This window comes from Muriicola sp. Z0-33 (assembly GCF_026126425.1).
Classification (GTDB): Bacteria; Bacteroidota; Bacteroidia; order Flavobacteriales; family Flavobacteriaceae; genus JAFMPW01.
The window spans coordinates 85,916-104,658 of record NZ_JAFMPW010000009.1 but is presented as its reverse complement, the minus strand read 5'-3'; the positions used below and the strand labels follow the sequence as shown (position 1 = coordinate 104,658).

At 39.7% G+C, this 18,743-nt stretch carries 9 protein-coding genes; 1 reads left to right on the top strand and 8 read right to left on the bottom strand.

Going from position 1 to position 18,743, the window contains the following annotated elements:
* Positions 1–298: 298 nt before the first annotated feature.
* The 8 genes from J1G40_RS13215 to J1G40_RS13180 form a co-directional block, all read right to left on the bottom strand.
* Complete coding sequence (locus J1G40_RS13215; RefSeq protein WP_265243122.1) at positions 299–1,576, bottom strand: NAD(P)/FAD-dependent oxidoreductase; 1,278 nt, start codon at positions 1,574–1,576, stop codon at positions 299–301.
* 115 nt (positions 1,577–1,691) lie between these two features.
* The gene (locus tag J1G40_RS13210; RefSeq protein WP_265243121.1) at positions 1,692–4,820 is read right to left on the bottom strand and encodes a DUF5107 domain-containing protein; all 3,129 of its coding nucleotides are present in this window, start codon (positions 4,818–4,820) and stop codon (positions 1,692–1,694) included.
* A gap of 14 nt (positions 4,821–4,834) precedes the next feature.
* A complete protein-coding gene (locus J1G40_RS13205; protein WP_265243120.1) occupies positions 4,835–8,149 on the bottom strand; it encodes a VCBS repeat-containing protein in 3,315 nt (1,104 codons plus the stop codon).
* Between the two features lie 95 nt (positions 8,150–8,244).
* On the bottom strand, positions 8,245–9,813 hold the full coding sequence (locus J1G40_RS13200) for a SusD/RagB family nutrient-binding outer membrane lipoprotein (protein ID WP_265243119.1): 1,569 nt from the start codon (positions 9,811–9,813) through the stop codon (positions 8,245–8,247).
* 27 nt (positions 9,814–9,840) lie between these two features.
* Positions 9,841–12,885: a SusC/RagA family TonB-linked outer membrane protein gene (locus J1G40_RS13195; RefSeq protein WP_265243118.1), complete on the bottom strand. Its 3,045-nt coding sequence runs from the start codon at positions 12,883–12,885 to the stop codon at positions 9,841–9,843.
* A gap of 374 nt (positions 12,886–13,259) precedes the next feature.
* Positions 13,260–14,303, bottom strand: coding sequence for a substrate-binding domain-containing protein (locus J1G40_RS13190; protein ID WP_265243117.1), 1,044 nt, complete (start codon positions 14,301–14,303; stop codon positions 13,260–13,262).
* Positions 14,304–14,528: 225 nt separating this feature from the next.
* On the bottom strand, positions 14,529–15,374 hold the full coding sequence (locus J1G40_RS13185) for a universal stress protein (RefSeq protein ID WP_265243116.1): 846 nt from the start codon (positions 15,372–15,374) through the stop codon (positions 14,529–14,531).
* A 93-nt stretch (positions 15,375–15,467) separates the two neighbouring features.
* Positions 15,468–16,157, bottom strand: a complete 690-nt coding sequence (locus J1G40_RS13180) for a Crp/Fnr family transcriptional regulator (RefSeq protein ID WP_265243115.1) — start codon at positions 16,155–16,157, stop codon at positions 15,468–15,470.
* 123 nt (positions 16,158–16,280) lie between these two features.
* Between J1G40_RS13180 and J1G40_RS13175 the strand changes: the two genes are divergently transcribed.
* Positions 16,281–18,656, top strand: coding sequence for a heavy metal translocating P-type ATPase (locus tag J1G40_RS13175; protein WP_265243114.1), 2,376 nt, complete (start codon positions 16,281–16,283; stop codon positions 18,654–18,656).
* Positions 18,657–18,743: the final 87 nt, after the last annotated feature.

Sequence of the window (18,743 nt, the reverse complement as noted above, 5' to 3'; positions counted from 1 at the left end):
TAATCCAACCATTGTGGGCGCTTGAATAGATTTGTATTGAAAAAGCTATCAGGCCAATTTCAACCCAAGGTCACTTAAGTAAAAATACAATAAAATGCAGTTGAAATAAAATGATAAAAGATTATTCTCAACTGTTGTAAATGAAAAAAAGCCTCCCAAAAAGGAAAGCCTTTCATTGGTGATAGTCCTAAAAGACTTTCACACTTTGCATAAATCCTATTAATTGTGACTTATGCACAACACAACATCGCAAATATACTAAAGCTTTTTAACATGGAGGTGCGTCCGTAACTATGTTTTACTTTTTTGGCTTAAATGGCCTGACAATTAATCTCGCGGCCTTATCGTAGTTGATATAATTATATACCCAGTTGAAGAATACAATTACCCTGTTTCTAAAGCCTACAAGAGACATCAGATGTACAAACATCCAGATAAACCAGGCAATGAAACCTCCAAAACTAATTTTGGGCAAATCTACCACAGCCTTATTACGACCTATGGTAGCCATTTCCCCCTTGTTCTTGTATTTAAATGGTTTCATTGGCTTTCCGTCAAAAAGAGACTTCAGATTCCTGGCCAAAAGTTCGCCTTGCTGTATTGCCGGTTGGGCCATTTGAGGGTGTCCTTGGGGATAGGCTTCAGTTTGCATATAGGCGATATCCCCTATTGCAAAAATTTTCTCATAGCCCGTAACCTGATTGTATTCATTCACCTTAAACCTGTTTAAGCGATCCAGAAGTGCCTCTTTTGTAAATCCTTTAACGGCGGCTCCGGTTACTCCTGCTGTCCAGATGAAATTTCTCGTCTTTATACTTGTCCCATCTCCCATAGTCATAACTTCTCCGTCGTAATCTTTTACCAGGTTGTTCAGATGTACATGTACTCCCAGCTCATCCAAAAATTGATTAGCTTTTTTGGAGGCGTGTAAAGACATTGGAGGTAATACCCTATCTCCGCCCTCAAAGAGATGAATCTCCATCTCTTCAATATTCAGGTGCCTGTAATCTTTTGGGAAAACGTGCTTTTTTAACTCGGCAAATGCGCCGGCAAGCTCTACTCCCGTTGGGCCGCCTCCAACAATTGAAAAATTCATCAAGGCCTTGCGTTCTTCGGCATCCTCACAATTATCTGCCCGCTCAAAATTCTGCAACATATAACTCCGGATATTCAAAGATTGGGGCACATTCTTCATGGGCATGGCATTAGCTTCTATTTGCTCATTACCAAAAAAGTTAGTCTTTGTACCAGTAGCCATCACCAAATAGTCGTATTCTAATTCCCCAATATCCGTATGTACTATTGAATGTACAGGATCTATACGCTCAACAGTTGCCCATCTGAAATGAAAGTTTTTTAACCTTTTTAGAATTTTCCTTAATGGATATGCTATGGAATCCGGTTCAAGTCCACCGGTAGAAACCTGATATAGCAGGGGTTGAAAAGTATGATAGTTATGTTTGTCTATCATTACAATCTGGGCATTGAGATTCCCCAGCTTTTTTGCCAAAGAAATACCGGCAAATCCGCCACCAATTATAACTATACGGCGATTTTCTGAATTAGGAAGCGTCATTGATAATTTTGTACAAAAATAATCAATACCGGATCATAAAGCTGCTCTTTTAGCTTAAGTATAACAGTATAAATGGGTATTTGGATTAATACCCTATTTGCTCAATGTTATCGTTCTAAAAATTCCTGCACAGTGCCATTATTTCCCAAATTTCATCCTCCACCATCTGCTCCTTTCTTAAACGATCCTGAGCTTCCTTATCGTTATCCAGGAATGCTTTTATAAGTTGAATTCTTTTATTTTCTTCACCCAGCCCATTTTGCAAGGCCGCAACCAACTGTTGTGCTTCATTGACCCTACCAATTTTTCTAAGTGCCAAAATTCCAAAATAACTCTTTATTGAAAGATTATCAGAATGCTTAAGGCTGTAATCTGCTATTTCCTCAAGCAGACTTTCAGATTTAGAGCTTTTATCGGTCTCATGGTAAGCAATCGCTAAAAGATAATCCTGTATTCGGCTATCCGGATCATAGGGTTTGCCTACACCAAGATTCTCGGGCCATAATTTGGCTTGTTCTAACAGGCCTATCGCTTCGAGATACTTCCCCTTATCTATCTTAGTCCTGGCTAAAAAAATGTGGGCATTATCATAGATTGCTTTGCTCTCCGAAGCATGTTCAAACGGTAATATATTTATCGCTTTTAAAACATCGATACACTGTTGGTACCGGTCTACATTTAATGCTGACTTTGCATGACCTAGACCAATATTGTAGTTGTCTTTAAATTTCTTGTAGGCCTTAGCACTTAATTTATGGGCAGCTTCAAATTTTTTATTTTTCAAATAGAATTGAATGTATTCTTCCCAAACTTTCCAATCCTTATTGTTTAAACTAAGTGCTTTTTCATGATCTGCCCATCTGTTCTGATAAGGCATATCTTCAAATAATCTTGCCCTAAACCTATAAAAGACGTCAGCATCGGGGTTATCTCCGGCAACCTGTAGCAATGATTTCCCCTTCTCTTCTAACCCAACGGCCAAATAATTCAGCGCCAGATAATACCCAAATTTCCAATCCTTGCTATGCGTCATTGCCCACTGCAACACCGGGATGGTCTCTCTTCTATAGGGATAGATAAAATCTGGTGGCGTCTGAGCAATTTGAGATAATAATTCACGACTTTCCTGCGGGTTCGACTCCTGAATAAAAAATGCCAACCATAGTTTGCTTTTGGTATCCTGAGGTGACAACTTCAGAATATCGATACTTTCTGCTATCCTTCCTAATTGATAATACCTGAGCGCCAATTCCAGCAGTGTTTCTGCCGGAAATTCGTTCTGGACATGCTCGGTAAGGCTGCTTATTTCCCCATCTAATGCAAAATGATCTTCAGATTTCGCAAAGAGGCTTAAAGGATCTATTTCCAGTATTTTACTGGCTTGAAATTTTATTTTTTCTTGCTGACCATTAATTCTACTTAGTATTAAGAGTAGCTCCCGGGCATTGAGGTTGTAGGTATTATAATCCAGCGCTTTATGGGCGTAGTTCCTTGCCTGAGGATATTTTTCCGTCAAAAAATACACCTCTGCCATTTGGGCATAGGCCACCGATCTGTATTTCATTTCTCTGGCCGCCCACCCCAGGGATTCCAGAGCATTTATATGATCGTCTATCGCCCTGTATGAAATACCCGCAAAATAATTGGCCCCCGGATGATAGGTATCCAGCCTTAGGGCATTGTCAGCATATTCCAGCGCCTTTTCGTAGTTGGTACGCCTATACTCCAGTTCTGCCAGTTTAACCCAGGCATCCTGATGCGAAGGATCCTCCGTAACCAGCGTAGTAAAAGATGCTAAGGCTTTATCAAATTCCCTGTATTTCATGGCTTCCCAACCCTTCATAAATAATTCCTGATGCGGGGAAACCGCCAAATCTTCCTTTTGATGAAATGGTCTTTTTATAAGGGTCTTTTCAGCTATATTACTATACATCAGTTTACCATCACCTAAAACCACATCCAGGGTATCTCCTTGCTGTAGCGGTACATTCGTGGTATAAATATCCATTGGCTTTAAGCGGAGTGATTCGTTTTTAATCTGCTTTCCATTTACCCTTACCTTTAATTCTTCGGTAATATGCTGCAAGGCGTTAAAACCAATTGATGCCTGCCCGTTTTCCTCTTCTATATTGATTATCCCATATTCATTAGCAGCTTCCATCCCCCCTATTTCCTTGATTGGAAACCATATCTCGCGCCACCTGTCCATCACATAGGGTTCAAAATTGGCTTGTGAAATTGGATTTTCAGCTCCCGGAAAATATTGATTAAACAAACGGCCCGCCTGGAATTCTATATACTGGCCATCGGTATCGGTGAGCAAATCCTCCCAAATTCCACCAGACCTGGACAAGGCCCATAGCCATAGCTTCTGTCCGGGCATCTCTTCGTAAGGCGACCAATGCCCAAAACCAAATTTGGAATTATGGTAGTAGCCCCCAAAAAAATCTTTATAATCTCCAACAATATGATACGACTTTGCAGGGCCGAAATTATTGTTCTTATAATATGAAAGATCTCTGTTTTGCTCATCGACAGGCCACGGAAGGGCATCACCATTGTGCTCTAAAAATTCGTCCCCTGGGATAAAAAACTCCAAATCGTCGGTAGCTACAGCTGCAGCAGTCATCCAATTGTAATACGACTGGTTAACCGGCGTAGAATTGTACCAGGATGCTTTTGTCTCAAAATAGGCCTTGTCTTTTTCCAGTCTGATTTCAACCCGCCAGGAGGTCCTGGAGGGCAGATCAAGATTACCAACTATACAACTAAAACTTCCATCTTCATTTGCTACAACTGTGTAATCTACAGGGGTAGCCGTTGAAGGATGGTGGCCAATTATCCCAAAATTAAATTCTATTCCACCAGAAGTCCAGGGACCCCGCATTGCAATATTTCGAAATTTTACAACCTCATTTTTATATAGAAATTCTTTTCCGGTAGATTTTTCGATGGCTCCCCATACCTTTCCCCCTATTTCAGGTAAAATCATCACTTTTATATAATCGTTTTCAAGGGTAACAACCCGCCACTTTTTATTCTCGGTAGTATGCCTGTACCCTTCAAATTTGAAATAGGGATAGATTTTTGGATTGTCCTTAAGGATTGGGACAGGATTAGGATCATCAAATGAATACGTGTCCAAAGAGAGATCTTCCTCTTTAAATGTTACATTTTGTGCGTTCGCACCATTTAAACAGAGGAGCACCCCTAGTAGTAGAAAAATACTATTCCCTTTTTTCATGACCTTATAAATTATTATTGGTTGATCTTGTAGATTTCAACAGGCATATTGTTCTGTGAGAAAATAACAAGTTCCTGCCCATCTGAGCCCTTAACAGAGATTACATCCCTAACTTCTCCGTTGATCAGCATCCCGCTTTCTGCGTTGTTTATAAACTTGAACTTTCCATGGCCATCACCAAGAAGTAATACCCCCTTATTGGCGTCATAGCGCCCATATTTAACCCTTGTGCCAAAAAAGTTTCCTGCCAGGAGCAGATCCAAATTACCATCGGCATTCAGGTCCTTGGAAATGATGCCATAAACCGGGGAAAACTGAGTTGTTCTGGGCAAAGCCGAAAGCTTAAAAGTTCCGTTCCCCATATTTTCCATATAACTGCTGGCAAAGTTGGTAGCTTTTAAAACCTGGGCATCCTCCAACTGCTTTTGGCTAAAGATATCGGTCATTTTCTGCCCTGCATAATCAGAATAATTTACATATCTGGATTTCAGGTTATTTAGTTGTCCAACCAGATCATCCTTTGAAAAAACCGGATAACTTTCCCCCATAATATAGGAACACAAAATAGGATCTAAGGAACCGTTACCATCAAAATCTTTCACAAAAAGCTCCACTGGTTCTTCCTCTGAAGCCTTCAACTGTGAATTGAGTCCAAAATTCCCAATTACATAATCCTGATCTCCGTCATTATCAAAGTCGCCCTCCTCTATGGTATTCCACCAGCCCCAGGAATTATCCAACCCTGCTGTTTCGGTAATTTCCTTCAATATCCCTGAAGTATTCTCGAAAATTCTGATATTCATCCATTCCCCAACAAGAATAAGATCGCTGCTGCCATTTTGGTTGATATCTGTCCACAGTGCGTCTGTTACCATACCGGGTTTTAAAAGGTTTTCATTTACATCGGAGGTAATATCTTTAAAGTTACCCAGACCGTCATTTTCTAAAATGTAGCTGCGGGCAGCATTAGGATAAAGTCCTGGTTCCAGCCTTCCCCCTACAAAAAGATCTGTATCTCCATCCCCATCAAAATCTGCGGCAGTAACGCAAGACCCGCTTGTTTGCATTTGTGGTAATGTGCCAGTTTTCTGCGCAAAACCTCCCTGACCGTTGTTGAAGTATAATCTATCTTGTAAATCACTATCTCCAGGATTAAAATCTGCGCCTCCACTAACGACATAAAGATCCATATCCTCATCATTGTCCGCATCAAAGAACAATACGCCAATATCTTCAGCACCCTTGTCATTGTTAAAGGTCTTCTGATCTGAGGCTCTGAAAGTCCCCGATCTTTCTTGTAAAAACAATTGTCCGGAACTCCCTTTAGCTCCTCCTATAAAAATATCTTCCAACCCGTCACCATTAGCATCCGCCTTCGCCAATTTTGGCCCCTGGGTAGACAATTTATGTGGCAACAGTTGTTCCCTTTTAAAATCGATAAAGTTATTTTCTGTATGGGCATATACCAGAACACTATCTGAAGATATGTTAGTTAAATATGTGTTTTTCTCCCTGGGCTGCTCGGAATTATTACTGGCAGCATCTTTCTGAAACAGAGTAAGGGTTGAATCTACTTTTATGTCAGTAATTAATTGCACCTTCCCATCCGGCCAAATCACCTTTAATTTATCTATTTGTTCTGTTGTACCCAATCCAAAAACCAAATGGTAATCTACTGATGATTGGTACCCCCTGCTGGGCAATAACTCCTGAATTAATTTCTGCCCATCGGGCAAATAAACTTCCACCCGGGCCCCGATACCGAAGGTATTGGCATCACTGCCCTTTAATTTAATTTTTATGTAATGATTAGCTGTTAGGATTTCAGAATTGTTCCGGTAAACAAAAGGTTCCGTTTCAATATTATTTACTACAAGGTCCAGATCCCCATCATTGTCCAAATCGGCATAAGCTGCCCCATTTGAAAGCGATTTCTGATCTATCCCCCATTCTGCATTTACTTTGTTAAACTTCAGGTTTCCTGTATTACGATAGGTGTAATTCTCGACAACAGTGGAAGGGATTTTTTCTAATAACTCCATGATGGCCGTACGTCTTCCCGTCTTGTTTTCATTCAACTTCTCCTGAACGGCGTAGTTCATGAAATCCATATTAGTGTAATCTCGTTTGTATCCATTGGTAATAAATACATCTTTAAAACCATCATTATCCAAATCTGCAAAAAGAGAAGCCCAGCTCCAGTCTGTATTAGATATTCCGGCGAATTGTCCTATTTCCGAAAAGGAAGTTCCTTTATTATTTAATTGTAGCATATTTCGCATAGACTGGTTGTAAAAACCAGACTGTACCAAAAGGCTGTATTTATCATAATTATCAGGGCCAGAAACCATCTTTTGACGGTAATTATCTTCTGGAAGCATATCTAAGGTCATAATATCTGTATAGCCATCGTTGTTAATATCAGCTATATCTGATCCCATAGAGAATAATGAAGTATGGCCTATATAGTCTTCGAGGCTTTCGCTAAATGTGCCATCGGCGTTATTGATATACAAATAGTCCTGTTCATTGTAATCATTAGAAACATAGATATCCGGCCAGGCATCATTATTAATGTCGGAGATGGCTATCCCCAGGCCAAATCCGAGTACATTGGATATTAATCCGGCTTCATCACTTACATCCCTGAACTTACCCTGATTGTTCTGATAGAGTTTATCGGAATAGGCCTTGTTCTTTCTATTTTTTAGTTGCGGGGTAATTTGTCCAAATCCGGCATACTCCTGGGTAGAATGATTTAATACATATAGGTCCAGGTCCCCGTCTTTATCATAATCAAAAAATGCTCCTTGTGTGGAATAACCAGAATCGTCTATCCCGTAATCTGCTGCCTTTTCAGTAAAGGTGAGATCGCCATTATTAATAAACAAAAGATTTTTCCTCTTTTGCGGATCTTTAGCCGCCGACCTGCAGACATAGATATCCAATAACCCATCTGCATTAACATCGGCCATGGTAGTTCCTGTATTCCAAAGTCCTTCGGCAAATACCCCGGCCTCCTCCGCAATCTCTTTGAACTCCATTCCTCCCTGGTTAATATAGAGGCGACTACCCACCATATTCCCGGTAAAATAAATATCTGGCAAGCTATCGTTGTTTAAATCCCCGATAGACACTCCTCCTCCATTGTAGAGATAACCATATTCGAGCACATTAAACTGCTCTGTTTCTTTTAGTAAGTTTTTAAATTTAATTCCTGTATCATCGGGGTCCATTAGGGTAAACAGTTTCTTTTCTTCTGTCTCCATACAAGAATTAAGGATACAAAACACTACGCCGAAAAGAAATATGAATGTCGTTTTCTTCATCTATAACCCAGATTAAAAAGTTTTTGTGACGAATAGAAACAAAAAATACCAATAAAAATTTATTGGTATTTTTTGCTATTCAAATTAAGGGAAAATTATCTTTTATCCCACCAAACCTTGGTGTTGTTCTTGTCTCCTCCGGTCATTTCCGAAAGTGAAAGCGCGGCTTGGATTGCTTCCCCATTAGTATCAAATTCGCTTTGTACATATACCATTCTTCTCATGACTTCTGTAACCCCAACATCAGGGTTTTCAGATTCGATCCTGGCATATTGTTTTGGATATCCTGTTCTTCTAAGTTCTGCCCAAGCTTCCCAGCCATTAGGATAAATGGCAATCCACTTTTGTGTTATGATCTGCTCTAACTGTGTTTCCGGGTCAGCTCCGAACGCAACAGGAATATCAGTAACAGGGCCTGCGCCTGCTTCAAACTCAACAGGAACGCTAGTACTTGCGATATAAGCATCAATACCAGCACCATCAGCAGCAGTTTTTTGAGTCATAGAAGCTCTGATCCCGTCTTCATAAAGACTTTGAGCAGTTCCGCCCATTGCCCATCCTTCCAGGGCACCTTCAGCTCTTAAGAAGAACATCTCTGCGGCATTCATTATTTCAATAGGTGGATTTGTCCCTCCTTTAGCTACATCAATGAATTTCGTTGCCAAATCTGAATGTCCGGCATTCTTACTGGTTTCCAAAGACACTTTTGTTTGTCCGTTCTGCAGACCTTCATAATCGCTTCCGTCGCCATCAGAATCCCCGTCAAGGGCTGGTGAAAAATATTCCGGCATTCTGGGATCGCCATAACCCTCAAGAATACTTTCCATTGTAGCACTCATTCTGAATTCTCCCCAATCTGTGATTGTTTCTAGTGGATTTCTGTTTGTATCGTCAGTTTCAACAAATGCATTATCGGCATTGTCATCAATTACTCCAGCCGAAACTGCCTTTTCTGCTTCAGACTGAGCTTTGGCAGGATCTACATACTTAATCCTTAAGGCCAATCTAAGACGAAGGCTGTTTGCAAATTTCAGCCATTTGGCTGCATCTCCTCCATACATTCTGTCGCTTCCTCCGTAAGAAGATCCTCCGGAATTAGCTTGTAGCTTGGCTACAGCATCATCTAAGGTAGTAAAGAAGTCTGCGTACATAGATTCCTGAGAATCATAAGGTACACTTAGCTCTCCATTACCGAAAGCCGAATAAGGAACAGGACCCCAGTAATCTGTAATTCTATGGTAAGCGTGAACTCTAAGAATTTTGGCCATGGCGTTTCCTACGTCGTTCCCATTGGCTTCGGAAAGGTCTTCCACCAATTTTATCTGAGGTGCTGCCTGACCGTAAAATGATCCCCAGGCAAGGTCTGCCCACCGGCCTACCTGAACGTACCTGTCAGAATCAAATCCGGAAGCCGTTGTAGCGTAGTACTGGCACCATATATCCGAAAATAAATTTTGAGAGATCTGAAATCTCCAATGCAGCCCATTAACAGAGACATACTGCGCCTGTGCAAAGGCCTGGCCCTGCAAAACCTGACTGTCTTCCAAAGCCCCAATATCCAAGGCCAATGGGTCTGTGTTCAGATCTTCAAATCCTTCGGTACAGCCGAGCAGCATTGCTCCCATGACCACACCGAATCCAATTTTAGTTAATACTTTTTTCATGTTTTTTTCTTTAAAGTTACAATTTTTTTAGAATCCAAGTTTCAGGTTTACTCCAAAACTCCTCGTGGCTGGAGGGGCAAAAGATTCGAACCCGTCAGCGCTGGTATTTGTTCCTGTAACAACCTCGGGATCAACCGATGCTTTATTAGATATGAAGAAAAGATTTCTTCCTACTAAAGAAACTTTAGCGCTTCTAAGTGGTGTCTTACTCAAAAGGCTCTGCGGAAATGCATAACCAAGAGTAATTTCTCTCATTCTGATATTTGAAGCATCTTCAACAAATGCTTCACCTACCGGGGAGTTTCTACCTCCAACCTTAGCCCAAAAGGCTTCGGCACCTACCTGAATATTATTAGGGCTTCCATCGGCCTGCACTACATTGAGGTTAGAGAAAATATTTTCTCCAAATACAAGTGTGCCGTCTCTACCCTGAAGGGTTTTAGTAAGGGCTCCGTCTGATGCAAGAATAGCATTTGTAAAGGACCCAACGGTACCTCCCTGACGGATATCAATTAAGAACCCAAAACTAAAATTCTTATAATTAAAACTGTTATTTATACCTCCAAGCCAGTCTGGGTTGTAATTACCAATCAACACTTCCTGTCCTGAAGTAATTTCAGGAGTTCCATCTGCAGCAACAAGAACTCTACCCTGAGAATCTCTGGCAAAACCTCTTGAATATACATTACCCCATTCGTCACCTACATTTAGTTCAAATCTCCTAAAGAAGTCACCACCAAAACTAAGTGTTTCGAGTCCTTCAGCCAGTTCAAGAACTTCACTGTCATTTTTCGTGAAATTCAGTGTCAGGTTCCAGTTGAAATCAGCTGTTCTTATCGGTGTAGCAGTTAAAATGACTTCAACCCCTCTGTTTTGGATATCTGCACCATTGATAAACCTGGTAGCAACACCAGATCCCTGAGGCACCTGTTGTCCAAATAACTGATCGATACTATTGGTCTTATAATAGGTAAAATCTATCCCTAACCTACTTTCCAGGAATCGGGCATCAAACCCAAACTCGAAAGATTTTGTTCTTTCCGGCTTTAAGTCCGGATTTGGAAGTACGGTTCCTAACTGGATAAATCCACCAGGCTGCAGGCTTGCGATTCTGCTCAGCTGAAATGGAGCAGTATCATTACCCACTTCCGCATATGATGCTCGTAGTTTTAAATAGGACATGAATTCTGGCAGTGTAGTCAAATCTGATATCACACCACTTATACCAGCAGAATAATAGTCGAATCTATTATTATCTACAGGTAATGTAGAACTCCAGTCACTCCTATAAGTAAGGTCTAAGAAAACAGCGTCTTTATAAGCCACTTGTCCTAAACCGTAAAGAGAATTCACTTTTCTTCTAAACAAATCCTGGGAGGCAGTCAAATTCTGTGCGTTACTAATTGCAAAAATATTAGCAGCGTTTAAGCCTCCGTTATTGGTTCTAACAAATTTGCTGTTTGCCTGTCTGTGGTTTCCACCAACACTGACATTAAAAGCAAATTCTTCACTTAGCGTCTTATTATAACTCAAAAGAAAATCTGAGTTCCATTCCAGACTGGTATCGTTTCTGGTTACATAGTTACCATTATCAGCAATGATATAAGAATCATTATGCAAACGGTCTTCCCTGGTAATATCTGCCTGGTCTACTGCCGTACGTACTAATAAGTTTAAATCGTCCGTAAAGTTATAGGTAAGAGAAACATATCCAAGTACTCTGTTATTGACAATTTCCTTTAAGTTCTTGTTTATGGTCCAATACGGGTTAGCACCGCCATTGTTACCGGGATCCCAGTAATTTTGTCTTACGTTACCACCGTCATCGGTATATTGGAAGACACTTACATCCTGAGTTCTTATATTCCTTGGAAGTCTGTACGCATGACGCCAAGGGTTGGAAAAGGCCTCGCCTGTATCCAGCTGATTGTCGATTTCAGTTCTTATATAATTAATTCTTGCACTGAGTTCGAGCTTATCATCAATTAATTTGTTATCGACTTTTAAACTAACGTTATGTCTCTTAAGTTCATTCCCAGGCACAATACCAACTCTGTTTTCATTGGTATAACCGAAAAAGGTCTGGTTTCTTTCACTACCGGACCGGATAGAGATATTATTTGCAAAGTTATAACCGGTCTGCATAAAGTCTTCCACATTGTCGCTTTGAGCGGCATAAGGAATATCAGCTGAGTTATTAGGGTCTGGTGACCAATTTGCAACATTTCCACCGCCTAAGGATGGACCCCAGGAACCAAGTGAAGCCGGATTATATGTTCCGCCACTTCCCTGACCAAACTGATTTTGATAATCAAAAAGTATGTTTCCTGTTTCGGCAGTTATCGTTGAACTTATATCAACACTTACTCTGTCCTCACTACCAGATTTAGTAGTAATTATAATAGCCCCATTATTTGCCCGAGCACCATAAAGGGCCGCAGCATTTGCCCCTTTAAGGACGTTAATAGATGCAATGTCATCAGGACTGAGGTCTGAAATGTCTCCACCTAATGGCACCCCGTCTACTATATATAAAGGCTGACTACTACCTGCAATAGATCTATTACCTCTTAGCACCACTTTAGAAGCACCGCTTACCCCATTTCCAGACCGCTGAATCGAAAGTCCGGCAACTCTACCCGACAGACTGTTCACAAGGTTCTGTTGTGGTCTTGCTTCGTCTATCCCATCTGTGTCTACTTGCTGAGTTGCATAAGTAAGCGACTTTTTCTGTCGTTTTACACCTAATGCAGTAACTACCACCTCATCTAACTGACTGGCATCTTCCAGCATTTGTATATTATAGGTATCCGAGGCCCCAACTGTAATGGTCTGGGTAGCCATACCAATATAGGAAAATACCAAAACACTTCCATCGGAGACATTGATGGTATAATTTCCATCAAAATCTGTCTGCGTTCCATTGGTAGTATTTTGCTCCACAATACTCACCCCTGGTAAAGGAGATCCATCAGCAGCATCTGTGACTGTTCCAGACACTGTTTTGTCTTGCGCAAGCAACGGGTAAGTCCCGAACACCAGCAGCAAAAACACTAGTAACTTTTTACACATAGTTTTCTCTGTTTAAATTAGTACGTTGTTTTAATTGATTAAGTTCTCGAAGCAATCTGGCAAATTTGGCCTCTTGACTTCTTTAGTTGTTATATAATATTTCGGTTAAATTAAACCTTTTTTCCTTATTACAATGCAATTTATCATAAAAATGTGCTCGAGCACATTTTATTCCAAAAAATTTGAAACACCTGTCTAAAGTGTTAAAAACCAGCACATCATCAATTCCATCTTTCTCAATCTTTTGGTTAATCACAATTCTCTTTGTTTTTTAAATATAGTAAAAGTTTAATAAAACCGGTTATTCTGTTTAAGGGATAATGCTTAAAGTACCAAATACAGTCAGAAGTTATTAAACAATATTTCCAAAACAACTAGCTATGGTAATATTGAACGTTCTCTGAGGTAATCACATCTATGGGTAACAGTTTCTTAGAAGGAATACTTTTCCCAAAAAGAAAATGTTCTGCAAGCTGTCCAACCCCCAGATAGGCCTGCCTTTTAGGTTTTTGATGAATTAAAAAATCTATACTCCCTTGTTCAATAAATCCGATATTTTCTTTTAAAAGATCATAACCAACAACAACTGCATTTCTTAATTCCTTTTGCAGTACTTCTGTCAAAAGGAACGCTTTGGAGTTGGTTACAAAAATGGCCGAAAGATCCCTGTTGCTATTGAGAAATTGTCTTAACTGCTCTTCAAAACTTATGGCCCCATCTGTTCTGAATATATGGGTAATCATCTTTACCTGCTTTAATTCCTTATCGCTAAAATAGCTTTTAAAGCCATCTTCCTTGAGCTGCATATGGGGTTCAAGGTTTACGTGTAGAATACCTATTTTAGCCTCCTTTCCCTGTATCATCTTGTCTATAAGGCTGGCAGCCACTCTCCCGCTCTGAAACAGATCCTGGCCAATGAAATTCTCATTATGTAGTGGGTCTATAGAATTATTGAAAGAGGCGATAACAATATCTTTCGCTCTGCATTTATTGAACAACTCTAAAGATTCGTCATGAAATAAGGGCGCCATCAACAAAGCATCAGGAGCTGATTGTAAGGCCTTTTTAGAAATGGCAACAAAAGAAGATTTGTTATGTGGATGATAGAAAAATTCTTCAACAATTACTCCGAATGGCATAAATTCTTCAGCAGCCTGCAATATTCCTTCGTGTGCAGGATCCCAGTAGGGGTCTACTTCCGGATCCGGCAGTAAGACACAAATATTGTAGACCTTATTGGTCTTAAGATTCCTGGCTATAGGGTTGGGGTGGTAATCTATTTTCTTTAGTACTGCATCTACTTTTTCAAAAGCTTTTTGCGAAACCTTGCCGCGCTTATGTAGCACCCTGTCAACTGTCCCTTTAGAAACACCTGCTAACCTGGCAATGTCTTTAATGGTATATTTTTTTTTGACCATTACAGTTGAGATTTTCTACTAGGGAATGTTACTCTTTGAAAAATGCAATATAAATAATCTGATAGAAATGACCCTCATTATTCTCACTATTGCATGTAATCGGAACTCTATTGACAAATTTTCTGAATCCGCCTTAAGGTGCCTGGATCATTATAATGTAGTTGATAATCAATATAATACACAATCTCTATTGTATAAATGTACCGGAGCTTTCACCATCTCCATTTAACCGGGAATCACAAGAAGTGGAATTTTTGAGTGAAATGCCAAATTTTTAATCACCGGTTCTCTGGTAAGCTCACCCAAAAATCCGTGTCTGTGATAAACCATAGCCAGAAGATCTATTCCAAGTTCTTCAATAAACGATTGGATAACATGAGCTTTACTAGCAAAATATGGCATCCAATGCACGGAAGTCGGAATTTCGGATAAGTAGTCCTCCAGTGTGGATAAATTAGATTTCTGATACTTGCTTAATTCTTCCGTTTCATTGATTCGCATTATGCGCACCCTTGCCTCTAATTGAATAGCTGTTTGTTTTAAAGGCTCAATTATAGAGGCATCAAAATTCCTCATAAAATCTGTTACCAGAGCAATTTCCCTTGGACGCTCAAATTTAAAGTTCTCGGGCACCACAAGGACCGGGCAGGGTAAATTACTTTTTATAATCCTAACAGTATTACTCCCCAAAAATATTTCCTTTAGACCACTAGCGCCTTTAGTACCGGTGATAATCATATCTATATTCCGAACCTCTATAGCTTCCTTAATTTCCTCTGTCAGTAAATTAAATGATGAGATGGTATTGAAATAATGCTTTGGATTATGATGCCCTCCTTGCAGTTTAATCAATAAATTTTCCAAGCCGCTTACAGATGCGGAATGACAAGCATCTTCGAGCAGCCTGCCTTCAGTATTTATTGCCATAAATCTGCTATGAACAATTGCCGGGGTATAGGTATTGAGCAAATGGAAGGTACATTCATCATCTTTGAACAATTTCAAGGCATACTCGATTGCATTCCATGCATTTTCTGAGAAATCTGTCGGCAACAAAATGTTCTTCATCATCACAAGTATTTTAAGATGAAGTAAAAATACTTGAAGTAATAAGCGAAAAATATGATATATGTCAGCTAATATTTCCCGAGGTTCAGGAGGAAATTAAAATCCGTCAACGAGGTCTTGAAGCTTTTTCTGATTGGCGATTCCCACCTTTTTACCGGAAGTAATCAGAAACCCTTTCTTTTTAAATTCTGATATTATTCTGATGCAAGATTCTGTGGCGGTACCAACGACATTAGCGATATCCTCTCTGGAAAGAGTGAGCAGTAGAAACCCCTGATCATCCTCCCCAAAATTCTTTTGCAGATAAAGGAAAGCTTCTGCAATACGCTGCTTTACTGTTTTTTGTGAAATGTTAACTATAACATCGTCTGCTTCCCTGAGGTCATGGGCCATATGCCTCAGCACTTCAAAAGTAAAATCGGGGTTCTTGTGTAAAGTATTAACGATAGACTCTTTGGGAATAAAACAAACTTCCATATCATTCACTGCCACCGCACTTAAATTGGCCGATTCCTCGGCAATCACAGAGCGTTGTCCTAAAACCTCGCCTTTTGTAGCCAATTTGACAATCTGATCCTTTCCATTGGAACTTAATTTAGAAAGTTTAGAGACCCCATTGCGGACACAAAATACCCCATTGAGTTTTTCACCCTCATCAAAAATTACCTCTCCCTTTTTTATCTCTTTCGTGATTTTTGTATCCGAAACCTTTTTCAATTCTTCCTTGCTCATTGCCCGCAGGGAATTGAACTTACGAATTATACATTGTTCGCATTTGCTCTCCATAGAGCACTAATTTACATTACTTAATTTACTTTTCCCTAAATTAAAAGAACAAATCCTGACTTTTATCATATATTTCATTATTGAATAAACTCAATTTTGCACTCAGGTAATTAGCAAATGTCAATGGACCCTGCATCCTGTTATCATTGCGGTGAACCGTGCAACAGAACACATATTGTCTTGGACGATAAAGATTTTTGTTGCAATGGATGTAAGACCGTATTTGAAATTTTTCACCAAAACGATTTGTCCTATTATTATGAACTCCAGGAATCCCCTGGAAGCACTCCCGATAATACAGACGGCAAATTTGATTTTCTGGATACTCCTGAATTTGTTGAAAGCCTCTTGTCTTTCCATAATGAAAAAATGGAAATTGTTGATCTTTTTATTCCAAATATTCATTGTAGTTCCTGTATCTGGATTCTCGAAAACCTGAATAAGCTACATGACGGGGTTTCATCTTCACAGGTAGATTTCCCAAGGAAGACGATATCAATTACATACAATACAGACAAAATTGTTTTAAAGGAGTTGGTAATGCTGCTATCCAAAATTGGGTATGAGCCCAATATCTCCCTGAACGATTATAAGAATGCCCCCATTAAAAAGGACAGAAGTTTGTGGTATAAAACCGGAATAGCCGGATTTGCTTTTGGCAACATCATGTTCCTTTCTTTTCCGGAATACTTTGAAGTTGGAGAATTCTGGCTAGAACAATTTAAAGGAGTATTTCGATGGCTAATGCTAGTATTTTCATTACCAGTGGTATTTTACTCCGGGCGAGATTATTTCATTTCTGCATTCAAAGGAATCAGGGCTAAACTGCTAAGCATTGATGTCCCAATTGCGTTGGGAATTACAGTACTATTTTTAAGAAGCGCTACAGAAGTCGTATTGGATTTGGGGCCAGGGTTTTTTGATAGTCTTACCGGGCTGATATTCTTCCTGCTTCTGGGCAAAGTTTTTCAACAAAAAACTTATTCATTCCTTTCCTTTGAAAGGGATTATAAATCTTATTTCCCCATCGCTGCTACCAGAATAGATGCCGACCGTAATGAAGAAAGTGTTCAGGTGTACAAGATTAATAAAGGGGATCGTTTGCTTATCCGAAATGAAGAATTAATTCCGGCTGATGGTATCCTTATCAGTACATCTGCGAAAGTAGATTACAGCTTCGTAACCGGGGAAGCGAAACCGGTACGTATAGTCAGTGGTGATAAAGTTTTTTCGGGAGGTAAACAAATAAGTGGTCCTATTGAGATTGAAGTGCTTAAAACGGTGTCACAAAGCTATCTTACACAACTTTGGAGTAGAGCTGCCTTTCAAAAAGACAGAACAAGTGAATTCAGGACACTGACAGATAGCATCGGAAAGCGATTCACCATAACAATACTTATAATTGCGGTGGTTGCCGCAAGTTTCTGGATGGTCTATGATAGTAGTAAGGCCCTAAATGTATTTACTGCCGTACTTATTATTGCCTGTCCATGCGCCATAGCCTTGGCTGCCCCATTTACATTAGGCAATATGCTGAGGATATATGGGCGATGTAAGTTTTACCTCAAAGATACCCAGAGTATTGAACGCCTTTCACGCATTAATACGGTAATTTTTGATAAGACTGGCACTATAACAACCACCAAAATTAATGACATAAGCTATAACGGTTTGCAATTAACCCCTGATGAAGAATCATTATTAAAAAACACCCTTAGAGGATCTAACCACCCCTTGAGCAGATCTCTTTACGAATTGTTGAAAGAACATGAGATTACCACTTTGGATGACTACCGAGAACATCCAGGCAAAGGATTGGAAGCCAGTAAAGATGAGCGAAATATTAGAATTGGATCAGCAGATTTTGTTGGTAACACAGCGCATTCCGACACTTCTAATACAGCGGTTCATATAAGTTCTGACAATAATTACAAAGGATATTATTCTTTTCAGAATGCCTATAGGGAAGGAGTTTCAGATGTTGCCCGGGCTTTAGGGAAAACTATGGATATAGCAGTACTGTCAGGTGATAATGATGGTGAAAGGCGACAATTAGAAAAATTGTTCCCCAAACTCACTCATTTCTACTTTAACCAAAAACCCGAAGACAAATTAAGATTTATACAGCAGTTGCAGGAACAGAACAAGAATGTGCTCATGGTTGGAGATGGCCTGAATGATGCCGGAGCATTTGCCCAAAGTGATGTGGGAATTGCCGTTTCAGAGGACATCAATGTCTTTTCACCTGCCTCCGATGGAATTTTAGATGGATTAAAATTTAAACAATTATATGCTTTTATCCTGGCTTCTAAAAGTGCCATGAAAATTATAAAAGTGAGCTTTGTTTTATCGCTGCTGTACAATGTTGTTGGCCTCTATTTTGCCGTGTCGGCACAATTAGAACCAGTAATTGCAGCTATTTTAATGCCCTTAAGCTCTATTAGTATCGTAATATTTACCACTGTGGCTACGAATTTCTTAGGAAGGAACTTAAAATAAATATTGGTATTTTAGTTATGCCAGAAACAGAAAATGAATTAAATATAAAAACCTGATATATGTCATATTTTATTGTATATCCCGGAC